Annotated in this window: 7 protein-coding genes and 3 pseudogenes; 4 read left to right on the top strand and 6 right to left on the bottom strand. The window is 36.8% G+C overall.

The genetic code is table 11. The annotated features are described in order from the left end of the window. The first annotated feature begins 272 nt into the window (after positions 1–272). From SAGCYANO_RS08755 to SAGCYANO_RS08745, 3 genes and pseudogenes are all read left to right on the top strand, one after another. A complete protein-coding gene (locus SAGCYANO_RS08755; RefSeq protein WP_202219715.1) occupies positions 273–824 on the top strand; it encodes a PEP-CTERM sorting domain-containing protein in 552 nt (183 codons plus the stop codon). Positions 825–4,791: 3,967 nt separating this feature from the next. Then, entirely contained in the window at positions 4,792–5,523 is a 732-nt protein-coding gene (locus SAGCYANO_RS08750; RefSeq protein WP_202219714.1) for a PP2C family serine/threonine-protein phosphatase, read from the top strand. Between the two features lie 188 nt (positions 5,524–5,711). After that, positions 5,712–6,856 (top strand): annotated as a pseudogene (locus tag SAGCYANO_RS08745) (anhydro-N-acetylmuramic acid kinase). Positions 6,857–7,137: 281 nt separating this feature from the next. Here SAGCYANO_RS08745 and SAGCYANO_RS08740 read toward each other — a convergent pair. Next, positions 7,138–7,840 (bottom strand): annotated as a pseudogene (locus tag SAGCYANO_RS08740) (IS1 family transposase). A 330-nt stretch (positions 7,841–8,170) separates the two neighbouring features. Between SAGCYANO_RS08740 and SAGCYANO_RS08735 the strand changes: the two are divergent. Continuing rightward, entirely contained in the window at positions 8,171–8,674 is a 504-nt protein-coding gene (locus SAGCYANO_RS08735; protein ID WP_202219713.1) for a DinB family protein, read from the top strand. Positions 8,675–9,552: 878 nt separating this feature from the next. On the opposite strand, the pseudogene SAGCYANO_RS08730 reads toward SAGCYANO_RS08735, so the two are convergent. The 5 genes and pseudogenes from SAGCYANO_RS08730 to SAGCYANO_RS44435 all read right to left on the bottom strand — a co-directional run bounded on the left by SAGCYANO_RS08730 (position 9,553) and on the right by SAGCYANO_RS44435 (position 14,324). Beyond that, positions 9,553–10,282: pseudogene (locus SAGCYANO_RS08730) on the bottom strand (DNA adenine methylase). A 159-nt stretch (positions 10,283–10,441) separates the two neighbouring features. Then, positions 10,442–10,573 (bottom strand): HNH endonuclease, encoded by a 132-nt coding sequence (locus SAGCYANO_RS50165; RefSeq protein ID WP_202219730.1) that lies wholly within the window; start codon positions 10,571–10,573, stop codon positions 10,442–10,444. Positions 10,574–10,924: 351 nt separating this feature from the next. Continuing rightward, the gene (locus SAGCYANO_RS08720; protein ID WP_202219712.1) at positions 10,925–12,325 is read right to left on the bottom strand and encodes a reverse transcriptase domain-containing protein; all 1,401 of its coding nucleotides are present in this window, start codon (positions 12,323–12,325) and stop codon (positions 10,925–10,927) included. A gap of 1,367 nt (positions 12,326–13,692) precedes the next feature. Continuing rightward, positions 13,693–13,851, bottom strand: a complete 159-nt coding sequence (locus tag SAGCYANO_RS44440; protein WP_237395989.1) for an HNH endonuclease — start codon at positions 13,849–13,851, stop codon at positions 13,693–13,695. A 212-nt stretch (positions 13,852–14,063) separates the two neighbouring features. Beyond that, entirely contained in the window at positions 14,064–14,324 is a 261-nt protein-coding gene (locus SAGCYANO_RS44435) for a group II intron maturase-specific domain-containing protein (protein ID WP_237395979.1), read from the bottom strand. Between the last annotated feature and the right edge of the window lie 171 nt (positions 14,325–14,495).

Below are 14,495 nucleotides of genomic sequence, written 5' to 3'. Positions count from 1 at the left end.
TATTTTGGGGCCAACTATCGTCCAGTCCCAGGTAATCTGTGCGTATAACGATAGTTATATGAGCGACGTTGGTTTTTGTCTGATTACCATCGAAGCGCCTATTTACGGTAGCTTAGAGGTCATTTTGTTTTCTGAACTGAACAATTTGAATAGAAAAGTGAACAGAAAAGTGAACAGTTTGAACAGAAAAGTAAACAGAAAAATGAGCGATCGCCGTGGAATTACTGTGAGATTATTAGAGTTATTGGGAAATAACTAAAGATTTAGTAACTATGAATTATTCTTTTTCTAAACTAATGGCCTTATGTGCTTTGCTCACTGTATCTAATAATTTTTTCAATATTGAGTCTGCTAATGCAGCTAGTTTAACTGGTCAAGTTGCAGGAATGTTTGATATAGAACTTCAAACACAACTTGGATTAACTGATAAAGCTATTTATACTTTTGATAAATCTTCTGGTAATGGAGTTTTTCGAGCATTTGGTGAAAATTTTACTTTAGAAGATGCAACAAAAACTGAAAATGAACTAGGTATTTTTGATATTGAATTTACAATTATTAGTAGTAATAATCCGAATTTAAATGGATTTTTTGAAGGCAATGCTGGCGGGGATAATACAGGGACAGGTACAATTCCTTTAACTTTAAATAATGTAACTACATTGGTCAATTTTTCTGCCACTAACGTAACTGCTCAACATGTACCAGAACCCACCTCTGCTCTAGGATTCCTAGCTGTCGGTACTCTAGGAGCAGCCTCAACCCTCAAGCGCAGACTGAAATCCTCAAACCCCGCAGATAAAGAACTAGAAAAAGTTTCGTAAACTAATTTGCAGTAAAAATATTGAGTAAATCGGTTACATTTACCCTGAGAGATGTAACCGTTTTTTTTGAAGGTATGGTTTAGATGATTGAATATTTACGGGCGATCGGTAGTAACCGAACGAAAACGTACGTTAAGGACAACTGACTGTCCAGTAGGGTTTGCTGATTAAATTTCAAAGTGCTTACTGGCAAAGGTTTCAGCCTTTACAGGTACTAAGGAAGTACCAGCTTTTAGGTAATTCCAGTTCAAAAATCTAGGATTTTGGACTGTAACCAGTCATAATTCATTGTGTGAGCCTCCAAAAACAGGAGGTAGAGGTAAGTGAGTAGGAATCAATCTTCCCTCCACCCTCAATAGTTGGAGGCTCACAAAATGTGAAAAACTCTGATCAGAAAACTCAAAGGTTATAGTTTCAGATATTTCCACCCAGTCAGGAATCATTGTGTGGGCCTCCAAAAACAGGAGGTGGAGGTAAGTGAGTAGGAATCAATCTTCCCTCCACCCTCAATAGTTGGAAACTCACAAAATGTAAGAACCTCTCATCAGAAAACTCAAACGTTATAGTTTCAGATATTTTCACCCAGTCAGGATTCATTGTGCGGGCCTCCAAAAACAGGAGGTAGAGGTAAGTGAGTAGGAATCAATCTTCCCTCCACCCTCAATAGTTGGAGGCTCACAAAATGTAAGAAACTCTGATCAGAAAACTCAAACGTTATAGTTTTAAGATATTTCCACCCAGTCAGGATTCATTTTCAAGCAGAATTTATACTTAACTATCAAAGCTGGCTCAAACAACCCATATTCATTTAAACCCCCTGATCAAAGCTGATAATCGACCAAGAAAAAAATAATATATCCTTATATTCAATCCTCTCGATTTTAACCAGAGCTAACTATCAATTATCAATTATCAATTATCAATTAATCAAACTAACCAGTCAGGAATCATTGTGTGGGCCTCCAAAAACAGGAGGTAGAGGTAAGTGAGTAGGAATCAATCTTCCCTCCACCCTCAATAGTTGGAAGCTCACAAAATGTAAGAACCTCTCATCAGAAAACTCAAACGTTATAGTTTCAGATATTTTCACCCAGTCAGGATTCATTGTGCGGGCCACCAAAAACAGGAGGTAGAGGTAAGTGAGTAGGAATCAATCTTCCCTCCACCCTCAATAGTTGGAGGCTCACAAAATGTAAGAAACTCTGATCAGAAAACTCAAACGTTATAGTTTTAAGATATTTCCACCCAGTCAGGATTCATTTTCAAGCAGAATTTATACTTAACTATCAAAGCTGGCTCAAACAACCCATATTCATTTAAACCCCCTGATCAAAGCTGATAATCGACCAAGAAAAAAATAATATATCCTTATATTCAATCCTCTCGATTTTAACCAGAGCTAACTATCAATTATCAATTATCAATTATCAATTAATCAAACTAACCAGTCAGGAATCATTGTGTGGGTCTCCAAAAACAGGAGGTAGAGGTAAGTGAGTAGGAATCAATCTTCCCTCCACCCTCAATAGTTGGAAGCTCACAAAATGTAAGAACCTCTCATCAGAAAACTCAAACGTTATAGTTTCAGATATTTTCACCCAGTCAGGATTCATTGTGTGGGCCTCCAAAAACAGGAGGTGGAGGTAAGTGAGTAGGAATCAATCTTCCCTCCACCCTCAATAGTTGGAGGCTCACAAAATGTAAAAAGCTCTGATCAGAAAACTCAAACGTTATAGTTTTAAGATATTTTCACCCAGTCAGGAATCATTTTCAGGCAGAATTTATACTTAACTATCAAAGCTGGCTCAAACAACCCATATTCATTTAAACCCCCTGATCAAAGCTGATAATCGACCAAGAAAAAAAATAATATATCCTTATATTCAATCCTCTCGATTTTAACCAGAGCTAACTATCAATTATCAATTATCAATTATCAATTAATCAAACTAACCAGTCAGGAATCATTGTGCGGGCCTCCAAAAACAGGAGGTAGAGGTAAGTGAGTAGGAATCAATCTTCCCTCCACCCTCAATAGTTGGAGACTCACAAAATGTAAGAAACTCTCATCAGAAAACTCAAACGTTATAGTTTCAGATATTTTCACCCAGTCAGGATTCATTGTGCGGGCCACCAAAAACAGGAGGTGGAGGTAAGTGAGTAGGAATCAATCTTCCCTCCACCCTCAATAGTTGGAGGCTCACAAAATGTAAGAAACTCTGATCAAAAAACTCAAACGTTATAGTTTAAGATATTTCCACCCAGTCAGGAATCATTGTGTGGGTTTCCAAAAACAGGAGGTAGAGGTAAGTGAGTAGGAATCAATCTTCCCTCCACCCTCAATAGTTGGAAGCTCACAAAATGTAAGAAACTCTGATCAAAAAACTCAAACGTTATAGTTTAAGATATTTCCACCCAGTCAGGAATCATTGTGTGGGCTTCCAAAAACAGGAGGTAGAGGTAAGTGAGTAGGAATCAATCTTCCCTCCACCCTCAATAGTTGGAGGCTCACAAAATGTAAGAAACTCTGATCAAAAAACTCAAACGTTATAGTTTAAGATATTTCCACCCAGTCAGGAATCATTGTGTGGGCCTCAAAAAACAGGAGGTAGAGGTAAGTGAGTAGGAATCAATCTTCCCTCCACCCTCAATAGTTGGAGGCTCACAAAATGTAAGAAACTCTGATCAGAAAACTCAAACGTTATAGTTTTAAGATATTTCCACCCAGTCAGGATTCATTTTCAAGCAGAATTTATACTTAACTATCAAAGCTGCCTCAAACAACCCATATTCATTTAAACCCCCTGATCAAAGCTGATAATCGACCAAGAAAAGAAATAATATATCCTTATATTCAATTCCGTAGCGTTTAAAACCCGAGGTAACTATCAATTATAAATTATCAATTATCCATTAATGAATTGCCATTTATTAGTGATTCATACAACTATTATTTAACATCAAATGTTGGAATTAATACAAATTGATAAATATTTGCTACAAATAGTTAGGGCATTTCTTATAATTAAGAACTTAGAACCCAGAATGGAATAGATTTAATACCATTTTTGATGTTGCAAATCACCTTTTAGTGAAACAAATTTTATCTAAAAGTCTTTTTATGGTACTTATTATTCGTAATATTCTTTTTTAAAATGGTATAACCCAATTAGATAAAACATAAGCATTCAGCTATTAGCAGTCAGCTATCAGCAATTAATAATGAATAACTACTTCCCAGGTTGTGGAAGGAGACGCATGATAGTAACTTTTTATTCTTTCCTCAATTTCAAAGGTTTTTTACCTTTCCCAAAATTAATAGCTGTTAACGCAGTTCCGACCATAGGAGGCTAGCTAATAGCTGACGGCTGAATGCTGACGATAAAACTTATTAATAAAATAATTTTATCGGAGGATATATACTGTATTAATTATTGTTCTGCTAATTAAATCTCAAAGCACTTAACCATAAAAAAAAGTGCCTTTTTGTAGTCGAAAAAAGATTAGGAGATAGGAGGATAGAAAAAATTACCAAAACTTGCCTACTTTTCAGTCAATAAGTGTTTTTTTACTCTGACTAAAATAGTGAAAAGTCAACTTTTAAGTGGTTGCACACTATAGAATGACACTGCAAAAAAAATGGTTTAGACTTTGACTAAAAAAACATTAATTAATAATTCTAGCAATTGATTAATCCAAAATCCTGTTCATCAAAAATCTCAAATCACTCGTCACTGTGCAACGCCACTTTTAATCAGAAACCAAAAGCCTCCGTCCCCGTGTCTCAGCGTCCACGCATCCCCGCGTCCCCGCGTCTCCTACCCCTACTAATAGACTTTTTCAGCAAACCCTAATGGGCAACATTGTAGTGCTAGAATACCAGTAAAGTATATAAAAATTGGGATATTAAATAATATAGGTGGATAATAAACATCAAAATGGGACAAAAAGCCTTCAACAAAATTCTATGAAATTGAATTTCGCAGGCACTACTGATAAAGGTTGTGTTCGCTCAGTTAATCAAGATTCTTACTACATAGACCCGGAAGGACGATTCTTTATTGTTGCTGATGGTATGGGAGGACACGCAGGTGGCCAAGAAGCTAGTAGAATTGCTGCGGAAGTAATTAAAAATTATCTTGTTAACCATTGGCAGGATGTTATAGAATCACCAAAATTGTTAGAAGATGCTTTTCTCAAAGCCAATGAAGCCATTTTATGCGACCAACTAGAAAACCCAGAACGTTCAGATATGGGCACCACCGCAGTAGTGGTTATCTTCCGAGAACAAAAACATTGGTGTGCAAATGTAGGTGACTCTCGCTTCTATCGACTTCGAGACCAAAACTTAGAACAAATTACAGAAGACCAAACTTGGGTAGCTCAAGCAGTCAGACAAAATGCTTTAACTCCCGATCAAGCTAGAGTACATCCTTGGCGTCATGTGCTTTCTCAATGTTTAGGTAGGGAAGATATGGGAAAAGTAGACATCTTACCTATTGATATTCAAACAGGCGATCGCCTATTACTCTGTAGTGATGGATTAACAGAAGATTTATCTGACACGGTAATTGCCCCCATATTAAGTTCTAGTGACGATAGTGAACCTATTGCTCAAGAACTTGTAGATGCTGCTAAAGATGGAGGAGGTCGCGATAATATCACAGCAGTAATTGTCATTGTTGGTGATGAGAAATGACCGAAACATTCTGGTCAATAGCGTTCTCTTTTAACCCACAAAATGTAGCATAAAAATCTAAGTCAAAATTAAAAAGTAAAAAGTAAAAAGTAAGAAGAAAATTATAGTGGTCAAGAGAATATTCCAGATTTCAAGTCTCCTTATTGCAAGAGATACTGATAACTGATAACTGATAACTGATAACTGAAATGACCAAAATTATTGGTTTGATTAGTGGCACTTCCGTCGATGGTATAGATGCAGCTTTGGTTGATGTTGCTGGTGGTCAAACAAATTTAAAAATTGAACTCCTAGCAGCAACTACTTATCCATACTCAGAAAAGTTACGCTCGCAAATTCTTAGTGTGTGTGGCGGTTCTTCTCTGTCAATAGCTGAATTGGCAGAACTTGATGATGCTATTGCCCAAGAATTTGCCCAAGCAGCATTTACAATTAATCAAAAAGTGATAAAAAAGCAGAAATTATTGGCTCTCATGGTCAAACCGTTTATCACCGTCCACCATCTCAACAATTAGGCTATAGTCTTCAGTTAGGACGTGGTGAAGTAATTGCCAATATCACAGGTATTCCCACTATTAGTAATTTTCGAGCTGCTGATATTGCCGCAGGAGGTCAAGGTGCACCCTTAGTTTCTTGTGTAGATATTCATTTACTGAGCCATCCTGAATATAGTCGCTGCATTCAAAATTTAGGTGGAATAGGAAATGTCGCTTATATTAAAAGTCAAAATTCACCAGACCTCAAAAATAGTATTTTAGGTTGGGATACAGGTCCGAGTAATACACTATTAGACTTAGCAGTACAACACCTTTCTCAAGGTAGGAAAACCTACGATAAAAATGGAGAATGGGCGGCTAGTGGAGTACCATGTCAAGACTTAGTAGAAAAATGGTTAAAACAAGACTTTTTCCAACAAAAACCACCAAAATCTACAGGTAGAGAATTATTTGGCAAAGACTATTTATTTAACTGTCTTGCTGATGGAGAAAATTATAATTTAAGCGCTGCTGATATACTAGCAACTCTCACAGAATTAACAGCAGCTTCCATTAATCATAGCTATCGAAATTTTTTGCCCAATTTACCAGATCAAATATTATTATGTGGCGGTGGTAGTCATAATTTATATTTAAAAGAACGGATACATAATTTATTAGTACCAATTCCAGTAATTACCACTGCTGAAGTAGGTGTAAATGTAGACTTTAAAGAAGCGATCGCCTTTGCAGTTTTAGCTTATTGGCGTTCTTTAAAAATTCCCAGTAATTTTCCAGAAGTTACCGGAGCAAAAGCCAAAGTAATGTTAGGAGAAATTCATCAACCGATTATTTAATTAGAATTTAGAATTTAGAATTTAGAATTTAGAATTCAGGAGTTATATAAAATCCGGTTTATATAGCTGGAGAGAGTGGGGGAGTCGGGGAGATTGGATATTGAAGTAATTATAGAATTATCGACATATATATATACTGTATAACCGGATTTTAGATTACGCCGTAATATCATGTCCGGATAATTAACGATTCAAAAACTTTCTCCTTCTCGTCTTCTTTCTTTCCTCCTGACTCCTGACTCCTCCCTTATTATTTATAATTGCGGCGTTGGTGAATTGAGCTATGAACGATAAGGGACTGGAACATCGTTCCAATAAAGATAATGAATCAGTAAACGGACAGAATACTCCAACATTTGCAACGACTTTGAATAACATAAAGTTTTTCGGTGTAGTCTAGCTAAATAGTGCCTGAGTCTTGTATTTTCTCCTTCGACCCTGGTCATATACGTTTTACTAATAATCTGATCCCCCTGTGAAATAAATTGTGGATATACTTTCCATCCATCTGTCACATAGAAATAACAGTTCCACTTTTCTACCTGTGCCCACAACGGTTCAAAGGTTTCTGCACTATGGTCTCCAATCACCCACTTCTTTAATACCTCTCTTAAAATGATCTACCGCAGTCCATATCCAAATCTTGTTTTTTTTTACCCACAAAAGTCTCTAGTTCATCTAATTTTCCCACCTGTGGAATCCTCAATGCGAGAATAACTATTGGGTAGTAAATCACCCACTTGTTTAATCCAATTAATTATGGTGGTGTGGTGAATTTTTTTGACCCTAGCGATCGCTCTAATTCCCATGCCATTGACATACATTGTTAAACATTCATGTTTAAATTCATTAGAATAACCCTGTTCTAATTGATAATTATCACTCTCATTGACGAGAACAATTAACACAGATGTAGTTTTGTTTCCCTTGCCGATTAATTCCGTTTTTGCGAATATGATGAGATTTACATTCGGGACATTCCATGATTTGAGACTATAGTAATCTTGATTTATTTTAATAATACCTTAATTCATAGCTTGATTCACCAACGCCATAATTGCTTAACCAGATATAGTATTCTTTCCTAATAGACATCTCCAATAATAACAGGACTTACGCAGAGAATTTACATATAGCGAGGGCGAATGGTATTCGCCCCTACAGATAGTGATTTAAAAGTCAATTTGCGTAAGTTATGAATAAAAATAAAATCAATTATCTCACTGTTATTCATCAATTATTTCCCCCTACTTTGTACGGACGTTGCATGCAACGTCCCTACTACTCTTACTCCCTCTTTTCTAGAATTTTATAATGAAAACAACCTATTATTTTCAAAGATTATCTCAATATAACCAATGGATGAACGAAAAAATTTACCAAGTTTGTGCATCCATACCCGATGAAATACGTCGGGAAGATAAGAAAGCATTTTTTAATTCAATTCACGGCACACTCAACCATATTTTATTAGCAGATAAATTGTGGTTAAGTCGTTTTAAAAATTATACTTTTGAAATTGAATCGTTAAGACAAGAATTAATTGCTGAATTTGATTTATTATGGGAAGAACGTCAAAAAACAGACAAAGAAATTCAGAGTTATATTGATTCGTTAACACAGGAAAAATTATCTGAACCTTTGACTTTTACAAGTAGGTCTCAGAAACGAGAATGTACATTTCCAATTTGGTTTTTACTCTTACATTTTTTCAATCATCAAACTCATCATCGTGGTCAACTTACTACCTTAATTAGTCAATGTGGTAAAGACTTCGGAGTAACAGATTTATTGTGGTTGCCAGAAGCTGAATTATAACGAAGTCAGAAGTCATTTCAGTTATCAGTTATCAGTTATCAGTTATCAGTACCTCTAGTTAAAGTCAGAGGCTTGAAATATTTAACTTTATTTTTTCTCGGTCGATTGGATATGGCACAGGTCTACTTGCCATCCCTTGATCGCTTTTTCATCCCCTTGAAAGGGAAGGCTTTAGACCCTATTTTTTGCTCAGAAGTCAGAAGTTGTTTTTAAGCAACCCTCCAAAACACATTTCGCCTTAAAAGGCGGAGTTTTAGACCCAATTATAGGGAGGCTTTAGACCACAATTTTTTGGTAAATAATATACAGCATATTCCAAGCATGAAGTACAGATATTAATAATTATAATAATTAAATTTTCCTAGGGCGGGCATCTTGCCCGCGAGGGGTGTACTACCATTTTGAAAAAGAATGTTACGAATAATAAGCACCAGAAAAAGAATTTCAGATCAATTATGTTTCACGAAAAATGTGATTTGCAACACCAAAAATGGTATTAAATCTATCCATTCTGCATTCTAAATTTTAAATTCAGAATTATAATACCCTAGATATTTGTAGCAAGTATTTATCAAATTGGTATACTTCAGCAAGGTAGAATTCCCTTGCATTAATTAATAATTAATAATTGATAATGGATAATTACCTCTGGTTAAAACCGCTACGGAATTGAATATAAGGAAATATTATTTCTTCTCTTGGTCGATGGTCGGAAAGCGAGGAGACTAGCTCTTGACAGAGCCGCTCCGAAGATCGCCATCCCACCCGACGGGAAGCTGCGCTACGACCGCTTTTTTCCCCTTAAAAGGTGGGAGGCTTTAAACCAGAATTATTTAATTATTAATTATTAATTATTAATTATTAATTATTCGGTAACTCTACACTGAAAAATTTAAAACTATAATTTCATTAACTTTACCTCTTTTCAAACCTTTAGAATTGATATTTCGTGCTGCCTTAACTATATGAATTTTATCCTGATAATCTTGATATAAATCCATAATAAAATCAGTCTGAGAATTACTCAACATAACTCGGCAACCTCTCTGTGTTAAATCATCAACAACTTCCTTCAATCTTTCCTGTTGATTCCGGTTAAAACCATTAGCATCATATCCAGTAAAAGATGCTGTATCAGAAACCGGATCATAAGGTGGATCGAAATAGAGAAAATCACCTTTTTTTGCCTTCTTAACAGCCTCCGCAAAATCCAGATTTAATAGTTTTACTTGAGGTTTGTTTAAATATTTACTAACAGCTTTTAAAACATCTTCATCTAAAATATTAGGTTTTTTGTATCTACCAAAAGGAACATTGAATTGACCTTGAGAATTTACTCTAAATAAACCGTTGTAACAAGTTTTATTCAAATAAATAATCCTAGCCGCCCTTTCTACTGCTGACAGATTTTTATATTTAGACATACGGTCTAAATTTCTTACTTCATAATAATAATCTGGACTATTTTTTCTTGATGTTTTTTAACTCCACAATTAAATCATCCAATGAATCTCTAACTACTTCGTAACAGTTAATTAATTCCAGATTTTTATCATTAATAACTGCCCTAGTTGGTTGTAACTCAAATAAAAGCGCTCCACCTCCAATAAAAGGTTCATAATAGGTATGTTTTTTAGGGATTTTTCATCAATATATTTGATTAACTCAGGCAACAATTGTCTTTGTTAGAGTCGAATGAGATATCGCTATCCCAAACTCTCCTTCAGAACCGAACATGAAAGTTCCCCTTCATTCAGCTCCTCCTAGCTAGTTTGACTTGCGATCGCGACTACCATCTTGAAAAATTTTCTGATGATGGCAGTAATTGTGCAGGAATTTTTTGTTAGCCATATTGTTTTTACCCCCTAAATATTGGAGAATTATATGGTCTATTTCCAGATTTTCTTCACTGGGAAAATATTACAGCAGTTATCAGGTTGATGAGGTACAAAGTTTTATTGCTCTAGGGAACAGGGAACACCGGAGCTGGGAACAGGGAACAGGGAATATACTAATAAATAGTCTTATAACTTTACCTCACTTGCTGTAGGGAATTATATGGTCTATTTCCAGCTTGTCTTCACTGGGAAAATATTGTTCACACAAGAAAGACGCATTTTCTATTGTGTAATCATATAGAATCCGGTTATATAATATATGTTTATAATTCTATAATTACTTCAATATCCCTACTCCCTACTCCCCCACTCCCTACTCCCCACTCCCTCGCTCCCCCACTCCCCCACTCCCCTACTCCCCTACTCCCCTACTCTCCTTATGGTTTCGCAATACTTTCCCGTCTGGTGTGATGAATTTCCATCCTTTTCCCTTATCAACTCCCCAATATTTGTTTACCGTATGCTTTTTACCCTGCATGGGTGTACGATAGTATCCCCATCTGAGAAGTTGATGGTATAAGATATTATCCATCTTTGCGAAGACTCTTGAACTTACCACAGAGTCATAATAATTGCACCACTCCCTAATTTTAGGTGTTAGCATTTCTATTAATTTCTCTTGCGGTGCATTGCGATACAGTCGGATTGTATGTTTTAAGACCCTGGTATGGCGTTTGATAGCTTCCTTCGCAGGTTTTATGAGAGTTTTAAACCCTAGTTTGTTACCATTTCCATCCGTTGCACTATTTATATCTTTGACTGAATATTGCCTGACATTAAACCCTAGATAGTCAAATCCTGTCTGAACTTTTCCATCTCCTAGAGTGTGAGCAATTCTTGTTGTTGAGTCTTTTAGTTTTAGACCCATATTTTCCAACCAGTCATTGATAATTTCTTGGCATTTTTCTATCACCTTTTTGCTTTCGTGTAAGATGACAAAATTATCCGCATATCTGTGGAATAGAGGTGGATTGAAATTGATATCAGGTTGTATCCCATAGGTGGTATATTTCTCGGAAAATTCCTCTTGTAATACCTCCTGCATTCCATGTAAAGCTATGTTCGCTAATAACGGAGAAATTACACCACCTTTTGGAATTCCATTTTCGGTTTTGTAGAAGACATCTTTTTCCATTACCCCTGCTTTGAGCCATACCTTAATTTGATGGCGCATAGCTGGATAAGTATTGAGTTTATCCAATAATCTTCTTTGGTCAAAGCACTGTTCTATTTCAGCATTTAGAACATAGTAACTCGTTCTTTTGATGTCACTATAGATAGCTGCGATCGCATCTTTAGCACATCTTCCCGGTCTAAAACCATAAGAATTATCTTCAAACTTTGCTTCCCATTCTGGTTCTAGAGCTATTTTAGCTAATGACTGTTTAGCCCAGTCTTCCATTGTGGGTATTCCTAATGGTCTTTTCTCCTGTTTGCTTGACTGAGGAATTTCAATCCTGCGAACAGATTTAGCTTTGCCATCCAGTTGAATTTTTTGGGCTATTTTAGCTATCCCATCCATTCCTGGAGTATTTTTACCCCTATTATCCTGTATTACTTTACTGACTGCGAGTAATTTAGCTGATTTAGACTTTACCAGTAACTTCTGTAATTTCCTGACAGTTTTGGTATCACCATTTAGCGACGCTTTGTAGATTCTTTTCTGAAGGCGAAATACTGCTCTATTAACCGATTTCCAGTTAATATCACTCCATTTCATTTCCACCGTAGTTGTTTCACTCGTATTGGTCATTTTGCCTCCTACTTATACCAATTCACTTTAAAGATGTCACAAATAGTTTCGCTCCTTGTTTTGAGCTTATAAAATCATAATGCATGACTTTTGACTTTTATAGCAATGTGCGCTGGCATATTTACAAATTACAAGAGATGTCCAATAGCTAAAAGCCTTATAATATCGGTTTTTTATTCCCCAGATGAGCTGTTGCTTTCCGGAGCTGTTGCCTGCGCACAGCGCTATAACTGTCTTGAGTGTGTCTTACATTCTGAGGAGACCTCAGAATTACACACTCGATGCATGACTTCCGTGAAACGGTATTAGTTATCGGGTAAGGTTCGAGAGTCACTTCTCTGTGCTCCCCTAAGAACCGTGCGTGACAGTTTCCCATCACACGGCGGCTGGTGGAGAAAATCACCAGAGGAGTTGGGCCTCCCATTTCAGACGACCAGTTCAGGTCGCGCTCTACTCTCTAGACTTAGGGATGTCCGTCTGCATATCCTGGGAATTACTCCAGACATTGGCTTTTGACATCATCCTTCCTCAATCAGGTTTATAGCTTGGCTGCCTACTCAATAGAGAACCGTATTGAAGTTACTTCGTTCCGTAGAGGTTTTGTCTGGTCGGGTTGGGTTCTGACTATACGCCGAGGAATGCTCTTATCGGTAAGAGAAGGATGTTAATCAGAAAGAGGAAAATCTCTGATTCTCATTCCTATAGCAGGGAACAGGGAACAGGGAACAGTTGGAAAAACATTTCCCTGTCTAAAGATAATTATCCCCATAAGTCCGTGTCCTATCTGTCTATTGCTATATTTCGATAGAGACTTGACCTATCGTATCTCTATCTTGGACTAACGACGCTTCCAATCATCAGTTCACGAATGTTAACCCTTTCGACCTCCCTTGCAGGGATTTAACTTAGATAGGTTAGTTATAGCAGTCGCCATTACTATTAGGACATTCTCGCTCCTCTCAAATTTAGTCACAGCAAGAGTTTAACTTCTGTACGGGCGAACGGCCGTTTGCTTCGCATAACTACCGTTAACGCCCCTACTGACTTCTGACTTCTGCTATATTACCTGCTTTTTATCCCGCTTCACTAATTCGAGCGCCACTCTCCTTAATGGGGATAATGGATTCAATCGAACATCTCGATGCTAGGACTTAAACCTAGAAACTCTCTACAGTTGTAGTCGATATAAAAAATCAACCCAGGTCATCCCCCGCTTTAAAGCGGTTTCGACCTAACGAGTCGCACTGTTAAACTAAGCCAGTTTGTTACCAAACCGACTCGTCTTCAGAACCGTGCGTGAGACTTTCACCTCACACGGCTCCTCTCTTAAACGTCCCTTGTCATGGGTACATCCCTGTCATCAGATGTTAACATATCGTCAACCCATAAATAATTTTCAGGTAAGTCCTGTGGCTTAAATTTTGTGATATGTCTTTTTGTCTAGATGCAGTTTTACTGTCATGGCAATGTCGGTGCAACAATTGTTTGTTTTTATATGTGTTGTCACCACCTTTAGACCTTGGAATTATATGGTCAACTTCAATTAGGTCATTTGGTCTAAAGGTTAGTCCACAAGATGCGCATTTATTCTTTTGCCGTTTTAATAGCGTTGTGACTTCTTTCCTTACGCCTGGGTATTTACCGATTCTATTACTCCAATAAGTCCAGTCACCGTCATAAGGGGATTTATTACCTTTAACTTTGATGTGCCTTACAATAGGTACATCTGAGTGTTGGTTTAGTATATATTCGCCATCGTTAAGAACCCAATTTCTGTGTTCCTTTCAATCGAGGGAAAATACTTTTCTTTTACCCATTTGGCCGATTTATTTGGATGCCTTCTACTTGCCCATCTCCATAATCTTTTCCATAGGAGGTTATCTATTTTTCTGAATACCTCTTTACTGACTACGGCTGAGTAGTAGTTAGCCCATCCTCTAATTACCGGATTTAGTTTGGCTATTAAAGACTTGCGTAGGAGCGGTTTTGTATTTATCACATATATCCGCCAGTTTCCGATAGTGAGTTTTAATACTCTTGGAGAGATGGTTTAATCAGCGTTTTAAATCCTTGTTTGGTTGACTTGGCCTCATATTGCCTAACATTGAAATCCTAGAAAGTCAAATCCGGGTTTGTTCCCTTCATATTCTTCCAAGGTGTGGGCAATTTT

The organism is Okeania sp. KiyG1 (assembly GCF_014132355.1).
Classification (GTDB): Bacteria; Cyanobacteriota; Cyanobacteriia; order Cyanobacteriales; family Microcoleaceae; genus Okeania.
This window is presented reverse-complemented; position numbering and strand designations above follow the sequence as displayed.

Coding starts and splice junctions, on each gene's coding strand:
- SAGCYANO_RS08755 (WP_202219715.1), top strand. CDS start 273: ATGAATTATTCTTTTTCTAAACTAATGGCCTTATGTGCTTTGCTCACT.
- SAGCYANO_RS08735 (WP_202219713.1), top strand. CDS start 8,171: ATGAAAACAACCTATTATTTTCAAAGATTATCTCAATATAACCAATGG.
- SAGCYANO_RS08750 (WP_202219714.1), top strand. CDS start 4,792: ATGAAATTGAATTTCGCAGGCACTACTGATAAAGGTTGTGTTCGCTCA.
- SAGCYANO_RS08720 (WP_202219712.1), bottom strand. CDS start 12,325: ATGACCAATACGAGTGAAACAACTACGGTGGAAATGAAATGGAGTGAT.